At 62.9% G+C, this 21345-nt stretch carries 19 protein-coding genes; 4 read left to right on the top strand and 15 right to left on the bottom strand.

From position 1 onward, the window contains the following. Positions 1-223: 223 nt before the first annotated feature. The gene (locus IGW03_RS21960) at positions 224-619 is read left to right on the top strand and encodes an NUDIX domain-containing protein (RefSeq protein ID WP_194724665.1); all 396 of its coding nucleotides are present in this window, start codon (positions 224-226) and stop codon (positions 617-619) included. Positions 620-721: 102 nt separating this feature from the next. Next, complete coding sequence (locus IGW03_RS21955) at positions 722-1150, top strand: hypothetical protein (RefSeq protein WP_194724664.1); 429 nt, start codon at positions 722-724, stop codon at positions 1148-1150. Between the two features lie 83 nt (positions 1151-1233). Here IGW03_RS21955 and IGW03_RS21950 read toward each other — a convergent pair whose 3' ends face one another. The 4 genes from IGW03_RS21950 to IGW03_RS21935 all read right to left on the bottom strand — a co-directional run bounded on the left by IGW03_RS21950 (position 1234) and on the right by IGW03_RS21935 (position 7942). Beyond that, positions 1234-2448, bottom strand: a complete 1215-nt coding sequence (locus tag IGW03_RS21950) for a DUF3089 domain-containing protein (RefSeq protein WP_194724663.1) — start codon at positions 2446-2448, stop codon at positions 1234-1236. Positions 2449-2951: 503 nt separating this feature from the next. Then, positions 2952-3278, bottom strand: a complete 327-nt coding sequence (locus IGW03_RS21945) for a hypothetical protein (protein WP_194724662.1) — start codon at positions 3276-3278, stop codon at positions 2952-2954. 108 nt (positions 3279-3386) lie between these two features. Next, entirely contained in the window at positions 3387-6215 is a 2829-nt protein-coding gene (fdhF, locus tag IGW03_RS21940; RefSeq protein ID WP_194724661.1) for a formate dehydrogenase subunit alpha, read from the bottom strand. Beyond that, the gene (locus IGW03_RS21935) at positions 6212-7942 is read right to left on the bottom strand and encodes an NADH-ubiquinone oxidoreductase-F iron-sulfur binding region domain-containing protein (RefSeq protein WP_194724672.1); all 1731 of its coding nucleotides are present in this window, start codon (positions 7940-7942) and stop codon (positions 6212-6214) included. The genes fdhF and IGW03_RS21935 overlap by 4 nt, the downstream gene beginning before the upstream one ends. Before the next feature lie 344 nt (positions 7943-8286). Between IGW03_RS21935 and IGW03_RS21930 the strand changes: the two genes are divergently transcribed. Then, a complete protein-coding gene (locus IGW03_RS21930) occupies positions 8287-9369 on the top strand; it encodes a substrate-binding domain-containing protein (protein WP_194724660.1) in 1083 nt (360 codons plus the stop codon). Here IGW03_RS21930 and IGW03_RS21925 read toward each other — a convergent pair. The 3 genes from IGW03_RS21925 to IGW03_RS21915 form a co-directional block, all read right to left on the bottom strand. Continuing rightward, complete coding sequence (locus tag IGW03_RS21925) at positions 9366-10148, bottom strand: 5'-3' exonuclease (RefSeq protein ID WP_194724659.1); 783 nt, start codon at positions 10146-10148, stop codon at positions 9366-9368. The genes IGW03_RS21930 and IGW03_RS21925 overlap by 4 nt on opposite strands. Before the next feature lie 272 nt (positions 10149-10420). Beyond that, positions 10421-10951 carry a hypothetical protein gene (locus IGW03_RS21920; protein WP_194724658.1) on the bottom strand — a complete coding sequence of 177 codons (531 nt, stop codon included), beginning with the start codon at positions 10949-10951 and terminating at the stop codon, positions 10421-10423. After that, positions 10944-11195 (bottom strand): hypothetical protein, encoded by a 252-nt coding sequence (locus IGW03_RS21915; protein ID WP_194724657.1) that lies wholly within the window; start codon positions 11193-11195, stop codon positions 10944-10946. The genes IGW03_RS21920 and IGW03_RS21915 overlap by 8 nt, the downstream gene beginning before the upstream one ends. A gap of 253 nt (positions 11196-11448) precedes the next feature. Between IGW03_RS21915 and IGW03_RS21910 the strand changes: the two genes are divergently transcribed. After that, on the top strand, positions 11449-12513 hold the full coding sequence (locus IGW03_RS21910; protein WP_194724656.1) for a zinc-binding dehydrogenase: 1065 nt from the start codon (positions 11449-11451) through the stop codon (positions 12511-12513). Here the strand turns inward: IGW03_RS21910 and IGW03_RS21905 are convergent. The 8 genes from IGW03_RS21905 to IGW03_RS21870 form a co-directional block, all read right to left on the bottom strand. After that, complete coding sequence (locus IGW03_RS21905; RefSeq protein ID WP_194724655.1) at positions 12510-12902, bottom strand: RidA family protein; 393 nt, start codon at positions 12900-12902, stop codon at positions 12510-12512. The genes IGW03_RS21910 and IGW03_RS21905 overlap by 4 nt on opposite strands. Then, complete coding sequence (locus IGW03_RS21900; RefSeq protein WP_194724654.1) at positions 12899-13369, bottom strand: acyl-CoA thioesterase; 471 nt, start codon at positions 13367-13369, stop codon at positions 12899-12901. The genes IGW03_RS21905 and IGW03_RS21900 overlap by 4 nt, the downstream gene beginning before the upstream one ends. Before the next feature lie 2 nt (positions 13370-13371). Further along, on the bottom strand, positions 13372-14550 hold the full coding sequence (locus IGW03_RS21895; RefSeq protein ID WP_194724653.1) for an acyl-CoA dehydrogenase family protein: 1179 nt from the start codon (positions 14548-14550) through the stop codon (positions 13372-13374). Between the two features lie 388 nt (positions 14551-14938). Beyond that, entirely contained in the window at positions 14939-15793 is an 855-nt protein-coding gene (locus IGW03_RS21890) for an enoyl-CoA hydratase family protein (RefSeq protein ID WP_194724652.1), read from the bottom strand. Positions 15794-15805: 12 nt separating this feature from the next. Beyond that, positions 15806-16366 (bottom strand): MarR family winged helix-turn-helix transcriptional regulator, encoded by a 561-nt coding sequence (locus tag IGW03_RS21885; protein WP_194724651.1) that lies wholly within the window; start codon positions 16364-16366, stop codon positions 15806-15808. An 11-nt stretch (positions 16367-16377) separates the two neighbouring features. Then, complete coding sequence (locus tag IGW03_RS21880) at positions 16378-17178, bottom strand: SDR family NAD(P)-dependent oxidoreductase (protein ID WP_228535914.1); 801 nt, start codon at positions 17176-17178, stop codon at positions 16378-16380. Beyond that, entirely contained in the window at positions 17175-19595 is a 2421-nt protein-coding gene (locus tag IGW03_RS21875; RefSeq protein WP_194724650.1) for a bifunctional salicylyl-CoA 5-hydroxylase/oxidoreductase, read from the bottom strand. Before IGW03_RS21875 ends, IGW03_RS21880 begins: the two co-directional genes overlap by 4 nt. Before the next feature lie 64 nt (positions 19596-19659). Further along, entirely contained in the window at positions 19660-21276 is a 1617-nt protein-coding gene (locus tag IGW03_RS21870) for an AMP-binding protein (protein ID WP_194724649.1), read from the bottom strand. Between the last annotated feature and the right edge of the window lie 69 nt (positions 21277-21345).

Genomic DNA, 21345 nt, shown 5'->3' with positions numbered 1-21345 from the left:
CGGGGGCCGGAATAAGCGGCTCAAGAATTGCCCATTGTTCATCGGTAAGTTCTTCTCTTCGCGTCATGATGAAAACCCCGTCATGTCGAAAAGAGCGTTGACTACCTATTTATGAAATGAGTTCTAGTACATCTACATCTCCGGTCGAGCTTCAAGAGAAAGAGATCGCACCCATCACAAATTAAAATTACCTCATCCATCGACTCAGCTATCCGCTTGGCTCATGACCTACAAAAACCCCACCCCGGTTTCCGTCGGCATCATTCCCTCCCACACACCGGGTCATCTCATCCTCGTCGAACGCCGCGACGGCGGCCTTGCGCTTCCTGGTGGCTATGTGGATGAACTCGAAGACACCGCCACGGCCATCACCCGAGAAGTGACCGAGGAAACCGGCATCGAACTCGACGCCGGGAAGTGGCAGCTCTTCTTCAGCGCCGTCACGCCCGACAACAGGCTTCTTCTGTTCTCGCATTACTCCGAGGTGGTGATACTGCCGGCAGATGTGCTGCCGAACGATGAAGTGGTACAGGTGCTGTCGGTGCCGCATGACAGCCCGTTGAAATTTCCGCTGCATGAGGAGGCGGTTCGACGTTGGCGCTTGATGATGAACGCCTGAGAGCCGGCGCTGCAGCTCGGATCGGCACAAGCCATACCTTGCCATAACCGGGCATTCTTCTTGCATATCTTACTAGCGTGTAAGCCAATGCAAGGAGAATGTATGCATGCAGAAATTACTGCTTACCGTGGCAGGATCGTCATTACATTGCTGGCGAATCGCTCGATTCGCGGCGAAGTGATGACGTCGCAGGACAACCCGCGTTTTCCGGGCCATGTCATACACGATACGACCCTTCACCTCGGTGTTTCCAAGGATGCGCTGCGGCTGCTGCGCAGACTCCCGACATGCACCGATGAAACCAGCGACCTGAACTGGTTCTGCGACCACGATGGCAAACCGATGTTTTTCTGGCGCGGCGGGCGTTATGCCATCTTTTCCCCGGAGTACTGCTGTGTCGCGAAAAACTTCAATCTTCATGAACACGTTTGTATTCCCAACCGCGTACCGGAAGGCGCGCGAGCGCAGCTGGATGCCTTGCCTCGCGTCCAGAAGCCTAAACTTGGATTGCTGACAGGACTAGCGATGTAGGCAACCCATTGAATTGATCAGGATGCCGGACCGCCCAGACCCGCGATCCGGCATCGCAGCCGGCCAGCCCCGGTTAACGGGCTCTAACGGCCGCGCGCGGCCCAGGCTTGCGCCTGCTGCCGCACGATGCCGATCAGATTGCCCTGGGCCAGCTCGACATCGACGAGGTGCAGCCCCCATTCCTGCAGCAGGCGGTCGCCGTAGTACAGGTCGCCTGCGACGTCGATGCCGGCCGCGGTGTAAGCCGGATCAATGCTCACGCTCAGGTAGGAGGCATTATCGCGCTGCACGCATTCGGCGCTTGCAATCGCCTGCGGACTCGCGAATGGTGCATCCGCCTTCCGTGCGAGCGCGGCAAAGCCGGTCTTGTCGTGAGGCTGTCCGGTCAGATTGGTCCTGACCGGCAGATAGGAATGCAGCACCCCGCGTCCGCCAGCCAGCGCCGCGGGATTGGTGCAGGCGACCTGGTTGCCGTCGGTGACGCGGCCGAACAGACTGTTGGCCGGCGGTGGAAGTCGGTCGCGGAACGACACATACGACACCACGCATCCGGCTTGGCCGGGAGAACGGCACAGAGGCACCTGCTTGAAGGTGCCGCCGACATCCTTGCCCGGCGGGACGGACACATTAGTCCCGATCAGCAGCGCAGACACCAGCTGCTTCTGCACCGGCCTGCCTTCGATCTGCTGGCGCAGCAGATCGCTCAGCATGCGCGCCCCTTGCGAATGGCCGATCAGCACCACGCCGCGTCCCTGGTTGTCATGCTGAAGATAGTAATTCCATGCATCCAGCACGTCGCGGTAGGCGAGCTGGGGATCGATCGCCATCGGCTGGCCGGTCAGCCTGCTGAGCAGGCCCTTGATGGTGACCTGCCTGTAGATCGGCGCGAACAGCCGGCACTCCGAACCGAAGCGTGCGAGCTGGTGTTCCACCGTACGTTTTTCCTCCGGGCCCGCGATCATGTCGCTGTTGGGCGTCGGGTCATTGGAGATGGTCGGATACACGTAGAAGCAGTCGATCGGCGCCGACGCGGCTGCACGATAGGTCTCGCGGCCTGCCGGCGTTCCGCCGCGCTCGAACAGTGCGGCATCGAGATTCACGCTGCAGGCGTCGGTGCGCCCTGGCAGGCAGAGCCAGCTATCGGCATTCGCATACTGATTGCGGTCAGCGCCTGTACTAACGGCGACGGCAGTGGAGTTGGTGGAGGCGGCGGGTGCGTTTGGCGTACTGCCGCATGCGGCAAGAACGGCCGCTGCGGTCAGGGCACCAAGCCATGCGAAAGAAGCAGCTTGTCTCATGTTGTCCTTGTTATCGTTGAACGTTTCGCTAGGCAAAACCGGGTTTTGTTCTGCAAGGAAATCATACCTGATTCAGCTGTTTCAGCACTGTAGCTGCGTGATCGGAACAAACCGCAGGCTGTGCATGGCAAGGTTAAACCAACAGGTTCAAATTACATGGGCGACCCGATTTTCCACGTGAAGAGGAAAAAATTTCAAGGTCGTGACAAGTGAGAGCTCGGCCCGGGAATGGGCGAACCGCCGATGGGAAGATCGACGAAAAACTCGGCTGCCTATTGATTCGGCCCGAAAAACTGTTCATTTTTCGGGCTGCTGATCTCACCCTCTCCCTCTGGGAGAGGGCCGGGGTAAGAGGATCCGGCTCAGCATATTTTCGGGCCGGATCTATAAGGGCAGGCAAGCGATCGTTTCTGGACCGAGCTCATCCGAGTCGAGATCGGCATTCAGGCTTGTGCCATATCAAGAACGCCGGCGAAGAGCCAGCGTTCTGTAGGCTGCCGTGTTTAGTGCAGCCGGTGCTTGAGTTCGGAAATCGCGCCATGCGCCGTCTGCACGGCCTTCTGCACCTGCGTATCGAGATTGCCGGCCTGCCTGCACGCCTGCATTGCGCGGTCGCCGAGTTCTTCCAGGTGATCGACGCAGTCGAGGATGCGCTGATCATCCTGCTCGCCGGCCACCATGGCCGCGGCTTCGCCGGTCTCCCGCTCCAGTTCGCCGATGCATTCCCGAAGCGCATCGGGAACATTGTCGCTGGTCTGGCAAAGCTGGGCGGCGTTGCGGACATGCTGGTCTATCTGCGGCAGCTGTTGCTTGGCAAGTTGTGTCTGCATGATGCTTTCCTTATGAACGTAGCTCATCATTCACGACTGCAACGCAGGTTGCGGTCACGGGTTAGCTTTGTCCCGCGGGCGCGCACCAAGTTCCTGAACCGGCCCTGTTCAAACCGCAGGCTCCCGCTCGCGCATGATCTGCCCGCCGCCATAACTGCCCTGCTCCGGCGTCTCGCCGCCGGGCAGCAGCCGTATCGCGCAATATTTGAATTCCGGGATCTTGCCGAAGGGATCGAGCGCCGGGTTGGTCAGCTTGTTGATCGCCGCTTCGTAATAGCAGAACGGCACGAACACCGCACCCGGCGGCGTGCCTTCATCGGCACGCGCATAGAGCGAGACTTCGCCGCGGCGCGACTGCAGCGTGACGAGCTCACCCGCCTTCACGCCGATCTGCGCCAGATCGAGCGGATGAATCAGCGCCACCGGATCGGGTTCGATCGCATCGAGCACGGTGGCGCGCCTCGTCATGCTGCCGGTATGCCAGTGTTCGAGCTGGCGGCCCGTGATCAGCACGTTCGGATAGTCGGCGTCCGGTTTTTCCGCAGCGGGAATGATGTCGGCAGGTACGAAGCGCGCCTTGCCGCTGGCAGTGGGGAACTGTTCGGTGAAGACCACCGCCTGCCCTGCATCGCCTTCCTGCATGCAGGGATAGGTGACCGCATGCTCGCGCTGCAACCTTTCCCAGGTGATGCCGGCGATGTTGGGCATGCTGTGCCGCATTTCGTCGAACACCTCGGACACGTCGGCATACTCCCATGCGAGACCGATGCGTTTTGCGATCTGCTGGATGATCCACAGATCCTGGCGCGCATCGCCGGGCGGATCGATCGCCTGCCGCCCGAGCTGCACCAGGCGGTCGGTGTTGGTGAAGGTGCCGGTCTTTTCGGGGAAGGCCGACGCTGGCAGCACCACGTCGGCGAGGTAGGCGGTCTCGGTGAGGAAGATATCCTGCACCACGAGAAAGTCGAGCGCGGCCATCGCTTCGCGCGCATGGTCCGCATCCGGGTCGGACATGGCCGGGTTCTCGCCCATGATATACATGCCGCGCACCTTGCCTTCGGTGATGGCATTCATCACTTCTACCACGGTAAGACCGGGCTGCGGATCGAGCGGCATGCCCCACAGGGCTTCGAACTTCTGGCGCGCGGCGGCATTGTCGACGCGCTGGTAATCCGGATACATCATCGGAATCAGGCCGGCGTCGGACGCACCCTGCACATTGTTCTGGCCGCGCAGCGGATGCAGCCCTGTGCCTGGTCGGCCGATCTGGCCGGTCATCAGCGCCATCGCGATCAGGCAGCGCACGTTGTCGGTGCCGTGCACATGCTGCGACACGCCCATGCCCCACAGGATCATCGAGCCCTTCGAGGTCGCATACAGGCGCGCCACTTCGCGGATGGTATCGGCATCGATGCCGCAGATCGGCGCCATGCTTTCCGGGCTGTAGCCCTCGACGTTCTGCTTCAGTTCATCGTAGCCGATGGTGCGCGAAGCAATGAAGCCTTCATCCACCAGGCCTTCATGCACAATCACATGCATCATCGCATTGAGCAGCGCGACATCGGTATCGGGTTTGAACTGCAGGTAGCGATGCGCCATGCGCGCGAGATCGGAGCGGCGCGGATCGGCGACGATCAGCTTGGTGCCGTTCTTCACGGCGTTCTTGATCCAGGTGGCGGCCACCGGATGATTGACCGTCGGATTGGCGCCGATGATGATCACCACGTCGGCCTTGATGACATCCATGACCGGGTTCGACACCGCGCCGGAGCCTATGCCTTCTAGCAGTGCGGCCACCGACGACGCATGGCACAGCCGCGTGCAGTGGTCGACATTGTTGCTGCCGAAGCCGGTGCGCACCAGCTTCTGGAACAGGTAAGCCTCTTCATTGCTGCCCTTGGCCGAGCCGAAGCCGGCCAATGCCTTCTTGCCCACCGTATCGCGTATGCCTGCCAGCCCGCTGCCGACCAGGTCCAGCGCTTCTTCCCATGTGGCTTCGCGGAACAGCTCCATCACCCGTTCAGGGTCCATCGCCACATCGGCGCGCTTGGGCGCATCGGCGCGGCGGATCAGCGGCCTGGTCAGGCGCTGCGGATGATGCGCATAGTCGAAGCCGTAGCGTCCCTTCACGCACAGGCGCTTGTGGTTGGCCGGGCCGTCGCGGCCTTCGACGTAAAGGATCTTGTTGTCCTTGACGTTGTAGGTCAGCTGGCAGCCGACGCCGCAATACGGGCAGACCGAATCGACCTTCTTGTCCGGCACGGTCAGCGCAGCGTCGCGCGCCGGCATCAGCGCGCCGGTCGGGCAGGCCTGCACGCATTCGCCGCAGGCCACGCAGGTCGAGGCTCCCATGGCATCGTCCATGTCGAACACGATCTTTTCGCCGCTGCCCCGGTAGGCCAGGCCGATCACGTCATTGACCTGTTCGTCGCGGCAGGCGCGCAGGCAGCGCGTGCACTGGATGCAGGCATCGAGATTGACCGCGATTGCCGGATGGCTGAAGTCGGCCGCTACGCGTTCATGCAGTGTCGGCGCGAAGCGCGGCTTGCCGAGGGCGAGCTTTTCCGCCCACTGGTCGACTTCATTGTGACGGGTGTAGTCGGCTTCCGGCATGTCGGACTGCAGCAGTTCGATCACCAGCTTCTGCGCCTTCACCGCGCGAGCGCTGTCGGTCGTAACCTTCATGCCGTTGCTCGGGTGCCGGCAGCAGGACGGCGACAGCACGCGCTCGCCGCCGATTTCCACCACGCAGGCGCGGCAGTTGCCGGCGGTGTCGAGCCCATCCATGTAGCACAGATGCGGAATGTCCATGCCTTCCCGCTTCGCGATCTGCAGAATGGTTTCGTTCTGGCTGCCGGACACCGTGCGGCCGTTCAGCTCGAAAGTGACGGCGGCCGCATCCTGCAGCAATTGTTCATGGCGAAGAATGGCGTTCATGGTGTGGCGGCTCCTTGGCTGGAGAGCTCATGCGGGAAATACTTGATCACGCAGTCGACGGGATTGGGGGCAGCCTGCCCCAGGCCGCAGATCGAGGCATCGCGCATGACCGACGAGAGGTCGGCCAGCAGGTCGATGTCCCATTCTGGCGCCTCGATCAGGTCAAGCGCCTTGGCGGTGCCGACGCGGCAGGGCGTGCACTGGCCGCAGGATTCATCCTTGAAGAACTTCATCATGTTGCGCGCCGCCGCGCTGGCAGTGTCGTGGTCGGACAGCACGATCACCGCGGCCGAGCCGATGAAGCAGCCGTAAGGCTGCAGCGTGTCGAAATCGAGCGGGATGTCGTTCATCGACGCCGGCAGGATGCCGCCGGAGGCGCCGCCGGGCAGGTAGGCATAGAACTGGTGGCCGGGCAGCATGCCGCCGCAGTATTCATCGATCAGTTCCTGGATGGTGATGCCGGCCGGCGCGAGATGCACGCCCGGCTTGCTGACGCGGCCCGATACCGAGAACGAGCGCAGTCCCTTGCGGCCATGGCGCCCGTGCGAGGCGAACCAGTCGCCGCCCTTCTGCAGGATTTCCGGCACCCAGTACAGGGTTTCGAAGTTGTGCTCCAGCGTCGGGCGGCCGAACAGGCCCACCTGCGCCACATAAGGCGGGCGCAGCCGCGGCATGCCGCGCTTGCCTTCGATCGATTCGATCATCGCCGACTCTTCGCCGCAGATATATGCGCCGGCGCCGCGCCGCAGATGAATCGGGGGCATGTTGTCCATCGGCGGATTTGCCTTCAGCCTCGCCAACTCGGTCTCGAGCAGCGCCCGGCAGCCGTGATACTCGTCGCGCAGGTAGATATAGATGTCGGCAATGCCCACCGCCCAGGCGGCGATCAGCATGCCTTCGAGGAAGCGGTGCGGGTCGCGTTCGAGATAGGTGCGGTCCTTGAAGGTGCCGGGCTCGCCCTCGTCGATGTTGACCGCCATCAGGCGCGGACCGGCTTCATTCCGCACGATGCGCCATTTGCGTCCTGCCGGGAAGCCCGCGCCGCCAAGACCGCGCAGGCCGGAGCTTTCCATGGCTTCAATGACGGCATCGATGCTGCGCGCACCGGAGACGCAGTCCTTGAGCACGCCGTAGCCGCCTTGGGCAAGGTAGGCGTCGTAATCGACATGGGCGCCGGGCGCGTCCTGCGTCTGCCCGGCCTTCGCAGCCGCGATGACCTCATCAACACCAGCATTGGCTACCGGCCGCTGCCCGACCACCACCACCGGCGCCTGTTCGCAGCGGCCGACGCAGGGCGCGGCCACCACCCGCACGTCGGCGTCCAGCAGCGCAGGCAGGCGTTCCAGCAGATCGCCGGCGCCCGCCATCTCGCAGGACAGGCTTTCGCAGACGCGCACCGTCAATGCCGGCGCCTGCGGCGCAGCACTCTCGGCGTCATGCCGCACCACGTCGAAATGGTGATAGAAGGTCGCCACCTCATAGACCTCGGTCTGGCTCATCCGCATTTCCTGCGCCAGCGCGGCGAGATGGGCGGTGGACAGCTGGCGGTAGCGGTCCTGCAGCAGATGCAGGTGCTCGATCAGCAGATCGCGCCGGCGCGGCCGGTCGCCGAGCAGCTGCTGCACGTCGAGCAATGCGGCCGGATCGACCCGGCGTCCCTTGGGCGCCTGGCGGCGGCGCTGCCGGCTGGGTGCCAATGGCTGAATGGGAATGACTCGCTGGTCCATGGTGTTGGCCTGATCAAGGTTGGGGCTGCAAATATGCAAATTCATGCATATTATGTGCTGGCGGTTGCGATACTGTGTTTCTGCTGCACGGACCGTAATTTCCTACCGAGCTCCGATCGCATAACGGCTCCCCTCTCCCGCAAGCGGGAGAGGAGCTGGGGGTGAGGGCGGTTGCCAAAACCGCAGTAGCACTTGGCATGCCCCCTCATCCCCGGCCCTTCTCCCGCTTGCGGGAGAAGGGAGTTAACCCGAAACGACCGGAGGCGAAACGGTTATTTCAAATACTCTACTCCCGCGACTTTAACAGACCAATCCCCACCCCAAAATATGTACCATTTTGCATAATGCTGAAAATCACGCTCACCCCCCGCTGGCAGGCCGGAAAATCACTGCCGGGCACTGCGGCCCATGTCATCGATACCTCGCTGCTGATCCAGCTTCTCGCCCATATCGAATCCCTCGGCTCCATCGCTTCCGCCGGACGGGCCATGCATCTTTCCTACCGCCATGTCTGGGGCCTGCTGCGCGAGGCGGAGGAGGTGTTCGGCGCGATGCTGATCGTCAAGCGGCCCGGCCAGGGCACGCGCCTGAGCGATCTGGCCAACGCCCTCTTGCAGGCCGACCGACGCATTCATGCGCGGCTGGCGCCGACGCTCGAGTCGCTGGCTTCCGAGATCGAAACGGAAATCCGCAAGGCGCTGCCGGCGGCGCAGGCCGCACTGCGCCTGTTCGCCAGCCACGGCTTTGCGGTGGAAAGCCTGCTGGCCCTGATGCGTTCGCAGGACTTTCCGGTGGAAGTGCGCTACCGCAACAGTACCGAAGCGCTCGCCGCGCTGGCCAATGACGAATGCGACCTCGCCGGCTTTCATGTGCCCCTCGGCGAGTTCGAGCGCGAGGCGCTTGGCCAGTACATGGCATGGCTTTCCCCCGAACACATGCTGATCGAGTTGGCGACGCGGCGCCAGGGCCTGTTCGTCGCGCAGGGCAATCCCAAAGACATCTCGGGGCTGTCGGATCTGGTGCGCAGCGACGTGCGCTTCGTCAACCGCCAGGGCGGTTCGGGCACGCGCATGCTGCTGGAATTGATGCTGAAGAAAGAAGGATTGCCTGCGCATGGCATCAATGGCTTTGAAACGGCCGAGTTCACCCATGCGGCGGTGGCCGCCTATATCGCCGGCGGCATGGCCGACGTCGGCTTCGGCGTGGAAACGGCAGCGGCGCGTTTCGGGCTGCACTTCATTCCGCTTGCAACGGAGCGCTACTTTTTCGCTGTCAAGAATAAAGCGCTCGCGCTACCGACGGTGATAACGGCCATCGGACTGCTGCAGTCGGAAACGTTCCTGTCGGCGGTATCAGGGCTGCAAGGCTACGATGCCTCGGCGGCGGGCAGGGTGACCAGTGTGGAAGAGGCTTTTCCAGCCGCTTAGGATGGATCCCTGTGCCAGGCCAGCATGTTCCATGTCACGCCTACCCGCACATCGGTTCTTAAGCCCACCAGCTCGCGCGACAGGAAGGCATTGTCCCGGTCCTTGCGCAGCCGTTCGCCGAGCGCATCCTTGAGGATGCCGGCGCCGTTCATTACGCCTTCGAGCGATCTGTAGGATTGCAGCAGCCTCGTCGCCGTCTTCTCTCCGACCTTCTGCACGCCGGGAATGCCATGCACCCGGTCGCCGACCAGCGCCAGGAAATCGGCCAGCATCTCGGGGCCGACGCCGAAGCGCTGTTCGACCCAGGCGCGGTCGTGCTGTTCCGACTTGAAATGGTCCCACAGGATCGCACCTTGTTCGATCAGCACATGCAGGTCCTTGTCGGTCGAGGCAATGATGGCCGGCCCCCTGCCCTCGCCCAGCCAGCGCAGCACCACGGTGGCGATCACATCATCGGCCTCGACCTCGGGCACGGATACCGCCGTCACGCCCATGCCTGACAAAGCTTCGTACAGATGCGGCAGTTCGCCGCGCAGCGCCTCGGGCGTGGATGCGGCATTCTTCTGGTACTCAGGGTGGAGCGCATGGCGCCAGGTTGGCCCGCCGTAATCAAAGGCAGCCAGCACATGGGTCGGCCGGTGCGTGGCAAGCAGCCGCTGGAAAGAGGCAGTAGAATTCTTGACGGCGGTCGCCGCCTTCTGCGCGGAGTCCGGCTCCGGGTTGGCTTCGTAGACCCGGCGGACAATGTTGAGACCATCGATGGCGAGGAGCTTGTGCATGCGAGAGAGTTTACTCCAACAGGCAAGGCCGCTTCCACATCGGCGCGGCGATGCAGGCAGCGACCAGGATGGCGGCTGCCTGCAAGTCAGGAGCAGAATCAGGAGCAAACCCCGGGGAACATTCCGGGGACGGCGCTCGTCGTCACTGGGACAGCGAACCCCGCGATGGACAGGTCCGCGTGCGTAGGCGTCAGCCGGCGATCTCCAACTCCGGTTTCATTATCGCGTACCGCTAGCCCATCCGTAGTATTGCTCGATATCGCCGGCACCAATCACGCCGTCTGTACCATTGGCATGCTCATCAACACCGTATCGTTGCCCCTTCTTCTTGTCAACATCCCCAAAATGGCCGTAGAAGTATTCCAGGACAGCTTTTTATCGGGGTCTTTTTCCATGTCAGCGACCATGCGAACGTGGGCCGGAGAAATATACGTGTCGATAGTGCCGCTTTTCTCCTTAATGTAATTCACCATGCCGTTCGGGCCGCCGAATACATCCAGGAGTTTGACTTTGGAGGAGTCATAGGTGAGCGACTGCGTGTTGTTACTGCCACCACTGTTTTTGGGATCGCCAGACCATCCGAAGTATTCCTCGACATAGCCTGCACCGATCCTGCCGTCCGTACCATTGGCATTTTTATCGACGCCATGTCGCTGCCCCTTTTTCTTGTCGATATCGCCGAAGTGATCGTAGAAGAATTGCAGATCGGCTTTCCTGGCAGGATCCTTTTCCAGATCTATCGCCAGACGAACGTGCTTCGGAGAAATATACGTGTCCGAAGTGCCCCTTTTCTCCTTAATCATAATTCACCAGGCCATTCGAACCGCCGAATCTATCCAGGGTGGCCTGCCTTGCATCCTCGAAGCTCCGGGGCCCTGAATTTGTATTGCTGGTGTTGTTGGTGCTAGTGTTCGTGTCCTCGTCCGGTGCCAACGGCACAGCCGGCGTTGCCGGTATGGTTGTCGTATCGTTGTCGCTGTGAACATTGCCACCGCCAGCGTTCTGGTTGCCGGTCAGGTAGGAAAGCAAGGAAAGAAGCAGATCCATGAGTTTGCTGTTCGATGACGACGTGCGCGCATTGGGAGGGTAGCCCGGTTCGTCCGCTTCGCCATCATGGCAGCAAATGCCGATGGTCAGGCATCTGCGTACGCGGCGGGGTTGGGTACGCCACTCAAGGTTCTCCAGCAGCTGATGCCTGACCGGCCGGCATGCCCCATGCCGGCCGGTAAAGTATGTCAATACCGGGCACTCCTCTGCGGAGTTACTATTCTTCCCGGAGACATGCACCCAAGGAGACCACATGAAAGCAGCATTCCTGACCGGCCATGGCGGCAACTGCGTCGTGCAAATCGGCAACAGGCCCGATCCTGGTCGCCGGCCTGGTGAAGTCCTGGTGCGCATGAAATGGGCGACGCTCAACCGCGTCGACCTCTACATGCGAGACAGTGGCGCCGGCATCACTCACCAGTTACCGCAGATCCTAGGGCTGGACGGCATGGGCGTCGTGGAAGAAGTGGATGCGGACGAGAAGCTGCTTGTGCTCGGACAAAAAGTGGTGCTGCATCCGGCCATCGGCTGTGGCCGCTGCGAGTTTTGCCGGCGTGGAGACACGGTGCTGTGCACTGCCGTCAGCTATCTCGGCGAACACCGCGACGGCACGCTGTCGGAATATGTGGCGCTGCCCGCCGCCAATGTATTTCCCATGCCTGCGCATCTGGATCATGCGCAGGCGGCTGCGCTGGGCGTGACTTACCTCACCGCCTGGCGCATGCTGTTTTCCAGGGCGCAGCTCAAGCCTTGGGAAACCGTTCTGATTTTCGGCGTGGGCGGCGGCGTGTCGCTGGCGGCGCTGCAGTTGGCAAAGATGACCGGCGCGCGCGCCATCGTCACTTCACGCGAGGATGACAAGCTCAAGCTTGCGGCAGCGGCCGGGGCGGATCACACTATCAACAGCAGGACGCAGGATGTCGCAAAAACCGTGCTGGCCCTGACCGGCGGGCGCGGCGTGGATGTGGTGATCGAAAACGTGGGACAGGCTGTCTGGTCGAGCGCGCTCAAGTCGCTGGTGCGCGGCGGACGCTTGGTAACTTGCGGCGCAACCTCGGGTGACCAGCCGCCGGCGGACCTGCGCCGGGTATTCATCCGCCAGCTCCAGATATTCGGGTCGACGCTGGGCAGCCTCGGTGAGTTTGCCGACCTGCTGAACTTCGTCGAACGCACCGGCCTGCAGTCCATCGTGTCGTCACGTTACAGGCTGGACGACATCCATGCGGCGCTCGACCACCTGGATGCCGGGCGCCAGTTCGGCAAGGTGGCCATCGCCATCGATGCCGCCGAGGACATGCAGGGCGCAGCGACCGTCTAATCCGGCACCACTGCCGTCACTTCAATCTCGACCCGTGCCTGGTCCTCGACCAGCGCGGTCACCTGTACCGCCGTCATGGCCGGGTAATGACGGCCGATGATGTCGCGGTAGGCTTCGCCGATCCGCTTGTAGGCGCCGACATATTCCTGCTTGTCCACCACATACCAGGTCATGCGCACGATGTGCTCCGGCTTGGCATCGGCTTCGCGCAGCACTTCGACGATGTTCTGCAGCGCCTGGCGCACCTGGCCGGCAAAATCGCTGGTATGGAAGCGGCAGTCCTTGTCCCAGCCGATCATGCCGCTGACGAACACCATCTTGCCCTTAGCGGCAATGCCGTTCGCGTAGCCCTTCGGACGTGCCCAGTCTGGCGGTTGCAGGATGTTCATGCGGGTCCTTTCTGATCTTGGTTGTCATCTGCGGCGGCCAGGAAGCGGGAGGCTTCGCCGGCGAAATGCGGCGGCAATGGTATCGCACGGCGCTCGCGCAGGTCCATTGCGGCCAACACGAGTTTGGCACGGACGCGTTCGGCGCCGTCAGGTCCGAGCAGCCGTATCGCGACATGCAGCGAGCATCGTCCGAGTTTCTGTACCTGCAGATTGGCCTGCAGGACTTCGCCCAATTCGCTGGGAGCAATGAAATCCGTCTCCAGATGCACGGTCGGCACGCCCCAATGCTGCGCCAGGTGCATCTCGCGAAAGCCGGTGCCGAGTTCCTGCACGCACCAGTCCTCGATCACGCTGTTGAACATTTCGAAATAGCGCGGGTAGAACACGATGCCAGCGGGATCGCAGTCGCCGAAGCGTACAGGAATGGACCTGCGGAAAACTTCGCCGCCTGGCAATACGGTGTTCATGCTCACGCCTTGCCCGCGCCTTGCGTACCGCGCAGCAGTTCGCGTGCGATGATGAGCTGCTGCACCTCGGTCGCGCCTTCATAGATGCGCAGGGCGCGGATCTCGCGGTAGAGGCGCTCGACCGGCTGTTCGCTGACCACGCCGAGGCCGCCGAACATCTGCACGGCCGCATCGATCACCTGCTGCGCGGTTTCGGTGGCGGTCATCTTCGCCATCGCGGCTTCCTTCGTGACCTTGCCTCCCTGGTCGCGCTGCCAGGCGGCGCGGTAGGTGAGGAGTGCCGCGGCGTCGATGCCGGTGGCCATCTGCGCGAGCTTGGCTTGCGTGAGCTGGAAATCTGCAAGCACTTGCCCGAACATCGAGCGCGTGCCGGCACGGCCCAATGCCTCATCGAGTGCGCGGCGGGCGAAGCCGAGCGCGGCGGCGGCGACCGAGGTGCGGAAGATGTCCAGCGTGGCCATGGCAACCTTGAAGCCCTCCCCTCCTGCACCAAGGCGGCTCGATGCCGGGACGCGGCAGTCGGCGAAGCGCAGGCGCGCCAGCGGGTGCGGCGCAATGACATTAATGCGTTCCGCGATCTCCAGCCCGGGTGTATCCGCATCTACGACGAAGGCGGAAATACCGCGCGCACCCGGCGCTTCGCCGGTGCGGGCGAAGACCACGTAGAAATCGGCGATGCCGCCGTTCGAGATCCAGGTTTTTTCTCCGTTCAGCACATAGCTCTCGCCGTCCTGCACCGCGCCGCACTGCATTGCGGCGACATCGGAACCTGCGTTCGGCTCGGACAGGGCGAAAGCCGCAATCGCTTCGCCGGCGGCCACGCGCGGGAGATAGCGGCGCTTCTGTTCAGCACTGCCGTGAAGCGTGATCGCGCCGGAGCCGAGGCCCTGCATGGCAAAGGCGAAATCGGCGAGGCCGGAGTGACGGGCCAGCGTTTCGCGGATCAGGCAGATGGCCCGCGTGTCGATGGCTTCGCCGGCGCCGCCGAATGCCGTGCCGCCGACGGCGTGGCGCAGCCAGCCGGCGTTGCCGAGTTCGCGCACCAGTGCGCGGCAGGCGGCGTCGACATCGGCTTCATGCTGCTGGGCGATGTGCTCGGTTGCCCAGCGGTCCAGCGACTGTTCGAGTTCGCGGTGACGGCCTTCGAGGAAGGGCCAGTGCAGGTAGGATTTGTCGGGCATGGTTTTTCCTGGTTTCGGTTTTTTGAATGGCTAGGCAGTTCAGATCGACGGCGAGGTTAAGGGCTATGCATTCGGTAATACGCTACCCAGCTCCAACCTGTGTCTCCGCCTCAACTGCTTGCGGGCGACTCCGTGTCGAAGGGTGCAAGGTATATCTTGGGTTCGCTTGCTCCCTCCCCTTCAAGGGGAGGGTTGGGGTGGGGATGGGTTCCTTGCATGCGTCTAAACCCATCCCCCTCCTCACCTCCCCCTTGGAAGGGGAGGAATATTCTTTATTGTTTTGCCATCCACGTCACGACTTCGCATGTCGCTTATGAAGGGATCGGGCACTCTCATTACCTTTCGAAATTACTTCTTCACCAAATTCCCTTCATCCAACCACCCCACCTCAATCCCCCTCAAACTCCGGCTTCTGCTTCGCAACAAACGCATGATACGCACGATGGAAGTCATTGGTCGCCATGCAGATCGCCTGCGCCTGCGCTTCCGCCTCGATCGCCTCGTCCACGCTCATGCTCCATTCCTGATGCAGCATCTTCTTGGTCATGCCGTGCGCAAACGTCGGGCCGCTCGCGAGCTGGCCGGCGAATTGCTGCGCTTCGGCAAGCAGGCTTTCGGGTGCAGCCAGCCGGTTGAAGAAGCCCCAGCGCTCCGCTTCGTCACCGCCCATCGACCTGCCGGTATACAGCAGTTCCGATGCCCGGCCCTGGCCGATGATGCGAGGCAGAATCGCGCAGGCCCCCATGTCGCAGCCGGCAAGGCCGACCCGTGTGAACAGGAAAGCGGTCTTGCTGCGCGCCGTGCCGAGACGGATGTCGGACGCCAGCGCGAGGATGGCGCCCGCTCCCGCACAGACGCCGTCGATGGCAGCAACGATAGGCTGCGGGCAGGCGCGCATCGCCTTCACCAGGTCGCCGGTCATGCGGGTGAAGGCCAGCAGGCCTGGCATGTCGAGCCTGGTGAGCGGGCCGATGATGTCGTGCACGTCGCCGCCCGAGCAGAAGTTCTCTCCGGCGCCGGCGATGACGATAGCCTTGATGTCGTCCGCATAAGCCAGCTCGCGGAACAGGTCGCGCAGCTCCGCATAGGAATCGAAGGTCAGCGGGTTCTTGCGTTCGGGGCGGTCGAGCGTCAATGTGGCAACGCCCTCCTTTACCTCGAAGCGGAAGTGCCGCGCCGCATAGCCGGCAAGCGATGTCCGGTTGCCCGGCAGTTGTTGTGGTTCTCCTGGCAGATAGCGCATAGTGTTCTCCCGTTAGTCCTTTTCATCGGCCGCTGGGCCGTTCAGATGATGCTTGATCTTCGACAGCAGGTCGATCAGCGCGCCTTTCTCGGTGGCCGTCAGGCCGCCGAGCATGTCTTCGATCCAGCCTTCATGCACGTCGGCCATGCGGCGGAAGGCGCGGCGTCCGGCGGTCGTGAGCTTGACGCTGTAGGCGCGCCTGTCGTTCGGGTCGGGTACGCGCACCACCAGCTTTTCCTGCTCCAGCTGATCGGTGATGCCGGTGATGTTGCCGCCGGTGACCATCATCCGTTTCGACAGCTCGCCCATGCGCAAGCCTTCGGGATGACGCTCAAGCTGCGCCATCAGGTCGAAGCGCGGCAGCGTGATGCCGAACTCGGTGCGCAGCCGCGAACGTATGCGGTCTTCGACCAGTACCGTGCAGGACAGCATGCGCAGCCACAGGCGCAGCGACTGGTGATGGTCCTTGTCGAGCCGGCTTTCCAGGTCGAAGATCTGCGCTGATTCCTGTTCGGGTTCCTGCACTGGCGCAGGAGCGGCAGCGATATTGTCGTTGATGGATTTGCGTGACATTGAAAGCTTCCTTACATGACTTCGCCGCCGGCCACGGCAATGGCCTGCCCGTTCATCGCCGCCGATTGCGGCAGGCACAGCCAGACCACCGCGTTCGCAACTTCTTCCGGCGCGACGAGGCGTTTCTGCGGATTGCCGGCGGTCAGCTCGGCGCGTGCCTGCTCGGGGCTGCGCGCCGTCTTCTGCACGATGTTGGCCACCGTGTCCTTCACCATGTCGGTATCGGTGTAGCCGGGGCAGACCGCGTTGACCGTGATGCCCTTCGTTGCGAGTTCGAGCGCAAGCGAGCGCGTCAGTCCGATCACGCCGTGCTTGGCCGCGCAGTAGGCCGACACGTAGGCGTAGCCGGTGAGCCCGGCGGTGCTGGCGATGTTGACGATGCGGCCCCAGCCCTTGTCCAGCATGCCCGGCAATGCGGCCTGCGTGCAGAGGAAAGTGCCTTCGAGATTGACCGACAGCATGTCGCGCCAGAGCCGCGCATCGGTTTTGAGGAAAGGCGCGGAGTGCGCCTGGCCGGCGTTGTTGACCAGAATGTCAATCGTGCCGCGCGAAGCCGCCGCAGCGAATGCCGCTGCAACGGAATCGGGATCGGCCACATCGGCGGCAAAGCCGGCAACATCTCCCGCCGCCGACATGTCCGCAACCGCCTCGTCCAGCGCATGCCGGTTGCGGCCCAGCAGGCTGACCGAGGCGCCCTGCTCGAGCAAGGCCCGCGCAATCGATGCGCCGATGCCGCGTGCGCCGCCGGTGACCAGCGCATGCCTGCCGCTCAATGGACGCATTGAATTGTCTGCACGCGTGGCCGGCATCATGAACCCTCCATCAGCCGGGCCGCGATCTGCTGCGGCGACAGGCCGCTGCTGGCGGCTGCCATCTGCCGTTCGCGTTCGAGATTGCGCTCCAGCTGAATCTTCGCGGGGCGGTACTGCCTGGGCCATTCCATGTCGCTGTAGCCGATCTTCGCGGCTTCGTTGAGCGTCCAGGCCGGGTTCGCCAGGTGCGGACGCGCAATCGCGCACAGGTCGGCGCGGCCGGCGGCGATGATGCTGTTGGCATGGTCGGCTTCATAGATGGCGCCGACTGCAATGGTGGGAATGCCGACCTCGTTGCGGATACGGTCCGAGAACGGCGTCTGGAACATGCGGCCGTACACGGGCTGCTCCTGCTTGCTGACCTGGCCCGAGGAGCAATCGATCATGTCGGCGCCCGCTTCCTTGAACAGCTTCGCGATCTGCACCGCATCGGCGGGCGTGATGCCTCCTTCGACCCAGTCGTGCGCCGAGATACGCACGCTGATCGGCCTGTCTTCCGGCCATGCCGCGCGGATGGCAGCGAACACTTCCAGCGGAAAACGGCAGCGATTGGCGAGCGCGCCGCCGTAGCCGTCGGTACGCTTGTTGGTCAGCGGCGAGATGAAGCTCGACAGCAGGTAGCCGTGGGCGCAATGCAGTTCCAGCCAGTCGAAGCCGGCTTCGGCGGCGGCCCGCGTCGCGCGCACGAAATCGGCGGTGATGCGTTCCATGTCTTCGCGCGTAGCGGCACGCGCGGTTTGCGATACGCCTTCGATGTACTGCTGTTCCGATGCGGCGACCAGCGGCCAGTTGCCTTCTGTGCGTTCATCGAGCGGCAGGTCGATGCCGTCCCAGGCACGCCGTGTCGAGCCCTTCGGACCGGCATGTCCCAGCTGCACGGCGATCTTCGCATCGGTGCTCTGGTGCACGAAATCGACGATGCGCTTCCAGGCTGCCGTATGCTCGGCTGTATAGAGCCCGGGGCAGGCAGGCGTGATGCGCGCATCGGCCGACACGCAAGTCATTTCGGCGAACACCATGCCGGCGCCGCCCATGGCCCTGCTGCCGAGATGCACCAGGTGGTAATCGCCGGGAATGCCGTCGACCGCGGAGTACTGCGCCATCGGCGACACCACGATGCGGTTCTTCAATACCGTATTGCGCAGGCGGAACGGCGTCAGCATCGGAGGAATGCTTTTGCCGGCTGCCGGCGCCCGGTACTCGAGTCCTGCCTGTTCGAAGGCGCGCCTGGCGATCCAGTCTTCATAGCGGCGTACGTATTCCGGATCGCGCAGGCGCAGGTTCTCATGCGAGATGCGCTGGCTGCGAGTGAGCATCGAGTACGCGAACTGCTCGGCATCGAGGCGAGAATAGCGGTCCACGTTCTCGAACCATTCCATGGAATTGCGCGCGGCGTTCTGTATCTTCAGTACTTCCACCGAGCGTAGTTCCTGATAGCGCTCCAGCAGCTTCTCGAGCTTGTCCGGCGTGTCTCCTCCATGCTCACGGAAACAGTTTGCCAGTTCGATCGCATCTTCCAGCGCCAGCTTGGTGCCGGAGCCGATGGAAAAATGCGCGGTATGCGCGGCGTCGCCCATCAGCACCACGGGGACGCGCCTGCCGTTCACCGTATTCCAGTGCACCCAGGTATTGCAGATGACCCTTGGGAAATTGATCCAGATGGCGGAGCCGCGCAGATGCTTGGCGTTGCTCAGCAAGGGATGGCCGTCGAGGTAGCGCGCGAACAGCCGCTCGCAGAAGGCGATGCCTTCCTCCTGGCTCATCTGGTCGAGGCCCGCCTTCTTCCAGGTGTCTTCCGGCGTTTCGACGATGAAGGTGGAGGTATCGCCGTCGAACTGATAGATGTGCGCCTGGAACCAGCCGTGTTCGGTCTGTTCGAAGGCGAAGGTGAAGGCATCGAACAGTTTCTTCGTGCCCAGCCAGACGAAGCGGCAGTTGCGCGTCTCCACATCGGGCCGGAAGGTCTCGGCATAGCGGTTGCGGATGCGGCTGTTGAGGCCGTCGCTGGCGATCACGAGATCGGCATCATAGGTGGCTGCGATAGCCTGGTCGTCGGTGACATCGTTTTCGAAGACAAGGCGCACGCCCAGCTGCTCGCAGCGCTCCTGCAGGATGTTGAGCATGCGCTTGCGGCCGATGCCGCAGAAACCGTGGCCGCTGGAGCGCAGGGTCTTGCCCTTGAAATTGACTTCGATGTCGTCCCAGTGGTTGAAGGAGCGCAGGATGGTGCGCGCCGTGTCTTCATCGGCCGCCGTCAGGTTGCCCAGCGTCTGGTCGGAAAACACCACGCCCCAGCCGAAGGTGTCGTAGGGGCGGTTGCGCTCGATCACCGTGATCTCGTGCTGCGGGTTCTGCTTTTTCATCAGCAGGCCGAAGTAAAGTCCGGCGGGCCCGCCGCCGATGCATGCGATCTTCATGTTGTCATCCTTTGCCGCTCCGTTGTCCCGGTTTGCAGCTTCGTCTTCGATTGTCCCGGTGCCCTTACCTGGCTTCCTGCCGCAGCCTGAAGCGCTGCAGCTTTCCCGTCTCGGTGCGCGGCAGGGTGTCGCAGTATTCGAGGGCGCGCGGGTATTTGTAGGGTGCAATGCTCTGCTTCACATGGTTCTGCAGCTGCCTTGTGAGTTCTTCCGATGCTGCATTGCCCTGCTTGAGCACGACAAAGGCCTTCACGATCTGGCCACGTTCCTCGTCGGGCACGCCGATGACCGCGCATTCGGCAACGGCCGGATGCTTGAGCATCGTGTCTTCCACCTCGGGGCCGGCAATGTTGTATCCCGCCGAAATGATCATGTCGTCGGTGCGCGCCCGGTACCAGAAGTAACCGTCCGCATCCATTTCAAAGGCATCGCCGGTCAGGTTCCAGCCGTTCTGCACATAGTCGGCCTGGCGCGGGTCCGACATGTAGCGGCAGCCGGTCGGGCCTCTTACCGCAAGGCGGCCGGTCACGCCCGGACCTGCGGGCTTGCCTTCATCGTCGAGCACGCAGGCCTGGTAGCCCGGCACCGGCTTGCCGACCGCGCCGGGACGGATCTCCTTTCCCGCGGCCGAAATGAAGATGTGCAGCATTTCCGTCGAACCGATGCCGTCGATCATGGCGATGCCGGTGGCTCGCTGCCAGGCATCCCGCGTTGCGGTAGGCAGGGCTTCGCCGGCGGAAACCGATTTCTTCAGGCTGGACATGTCGTAGCGGTCCGCGAAGGCGATCATCTGCCGGTAGAAGGTCGGCGCGGTGAAGCAGACGGTCGGGCGGAATTCCTGCACCGCCTGTACCAGGGTTTCGGGTGTCAGCTTTTCCAGCAGCACCGAACTGGCCCCGGCGCGCAGCGGGAAGAGCAGCAGGCCGCCGAGACCGAAGGTGAAAGCCAGCGGCGGCGTGCCGATGAACACATCATCCGGCTCCACCTTGAGGACGGACTTGGGAAAGCAGTCGCAGGCGGCAAGGATGTCGCGGTGGAAGTGCATCGTTCCCTTGGGCTTACCGGTCGTGCCCGAGGTAAAGGCGATCAGGCAGACGTCTTCTGCGGAGGTATCGGCGGCTTCGAAGTTTGCGGACTTGGAAGCCATCAGCTGTTCCAGTCCGTCCGGTGTTTCGCTGCTGAAATACACCGCCTGCTTTAAAACATCGCTCTGCTCGCGCACCTTTTCCAGTTCCTCCTTCAGGCCGGCGGCACACAGCGCAGCGCCGATACGCGCCTTTTCAATGATCACCGCCAACTCGGGCGCGCGCAGCAGGGGCATGGTCGGAACGGCGATGCATCCCGCCTTCCATACCGCCAGCACCGATGCGGCCATCATCGGATGGTTCGCGCCGCGCAGCAGCACGCGGCTGCCGGGCACCAGCTTCATGTCATGGGTCAGCACGCCGGCGATGCGGTTCACCTTGTCGAGGAGATCGGCATAGGTCCAGGTTTCCGTGCGGCTGCGCAGCGCCGTCCTGCCGCCCAGTCCGGCCGCGACTGCCTTGTCCAGCAATTCGACCGAGCAATTGAGCCGCGGCGGGTAATGCAGCTCGGGCAATTCGAACAGGAACTGGGGCCACTGCGCCTTCGGCGGGAGGCTGTCCATGGCAAAACTGTCAATCTGCTCGATGTGCTTCATGTCCGCTCCTCATGGTCAGCATGCTCCAGGGCCGATGCCGTCGTTGTCGACGATTGAAATATACTTTAA

This window comes from Noviherbaspirillum malthae (assembly GCF_015352985.1).
Lineage (GTDB): Bacteria > Pseudomonadota > Gammaproteobacteria > Burkholderiales > Burkholderiaceae_D > Noviherbaspirillum > Noviherbaspirillum malthae.
The sequence above is the reverse complement of the archived record's forward strand: the minus strand, read 5'-3'. Positions and strand labels throughout refer to the sequence as shown.

What these genes read in the sequence shown, in the direction of transcription:
- IGW03_RS21945 (WP_194724662.1), bottom strand. Translation starts at nt 3,278, where the DNA reads ATGCAGACACAACTTGCCAAGCAACAGCTGCCGCAGATAGACCAGCAT.
- IGW03_RS21950 (WP_194724663.1), bottom strand. Translation starts at nt 2,448, where the DNA reads ATGAGACAAGCTGCTTCTTTCGCATGGCTTGGTGCCCTGACCGCAGCG.
- IGW03_RS21880 (WP_228535914.1), bottom strand. Translation starts at nt 17,178, where the DNA reads ATGATGCCGGCCACGCGTGCAGACAATTCAATGCGTCCATTGAGCGGC.
- IGW03_RS21935 (WP_194724672.1), bottom strand. Translation starts at nt 7,942, where the DNA reads ATGGACCAGCGAGTCATTCCCATTCAGCCATTGGCACCCAGCCGGCAG.
- IGW03_RS21920 (WP_194724658.1), bottom strand. Translation starts at nt 10,951, where the DNA reads ATGATTAAGGAGAAAAGGGGCACTTCGGACACGTATATTTCTCCGAAG.
- IGW03_RS21885 (WP_194724651.1), bottom strand. Translation starts at nt 16,366, where the DNA reads ATGTCACGCAAATCCATCAACGACAATATCGCTGCCGCTCCTGCGCCA.
- IGW03_RS21910 (WP_194724656.1), top strand. Translation starts at nt 11,449, where the DNA reads ATGAAAGCAGCATTCCTGACCGGCCATGGCGGCAACTGCGTCGTGCAA.
- fdhF (WP_194724661.1), bottom strand. Translation starts at nt 6,215, where the DNA reads ATGAACGCCATTCTTCGCCATGAACAATTGCTGCAGGATGCGGCCGCC.
- IGW03_RS21915 (WP_194724657.1), bottom strand. Translation starts at nt 11,195, where the DNA reads ATGGATCTGCTTCTTTCCTTGCTTTCCTACCTGACCGGCAACCAGAAC.
- IGW03_RS21895 (WP_194724653.1), bottom strand. Translation starts at nt 14,550, where the DNA reads ATGCCCGACAAATCCTACCTGCACTGGCCCTTCCTCGAAGGCCGTCAC.
- IGW03_RS21875 (WP_194724650.1), bottom strand. Translation starts at nt 19,595, where the DNA reads ATGAAGATCGCATGCATCGGCGGCGGGCCCGCCGGACTTTACTTCGGC.
- IGW03_RS21900 (WP_194724654.1), bottom strand. Translation starts at nt 13,369, where the DNA reads ATGAACACCGTATTGCCAGGCGGCGAAGTTTTCCGCAGGTCCATTCCT.
- IGW03_RS21960 (WP_194724665.1), top strand. Translation starts at nt 224, where the DNA reads ATGACCTACAAAAACCCCACCCCGGTTTCCGTCGGCATCATTCCCTCC.
- IGW03_RS21905 (WP_194724655.1), bottom strand. Translation starts at nt 12,902, where the DNA reads ATGAACATCCTGCAACCGCCAGACTGGGCACGTCCGAAGGGCTACGCG.
- IGW03_RS21930 (WP_194724660.1), top strand. Translation starts at nt 8,287, where the DNA reads ATGCTGAAAATCACGCTCACCCCCCGCTGGCAGGCCGGAAAATCACTG.
- IGW03_RS21890 (WP_194724652.1), bottom strand. Translation starts at nt 15,793, where the DNA reads ATGCGCTATCTGCCAGGAGAACCACAACAACTGCCGGGCAACCGGACA.
- IGW03_RS21870 (WP_194724649.1), bottom strand. Translation starts at nt 21,276, where the DNA reads ATGAAGCACATCGAGCAGATTGACAGTTTTGCCATGGACAGCCTCCCG.
- IGW03_RS21925 (WP_194724659.1), bottom strand. Translation starts at nt 10,148, where the DNA reads ATGCACAAGCTCCTCGCCATCGATGGTCTCAACATTGTCCGCCGGGTC.
- IGW03_RS21955 (WP_194724664.1), top strand. Translation starts at nt 722, where the DNA reads ATGCATGCAGAAATTACTGCTTACCGTGGCAGGATCGTCATTACATTG.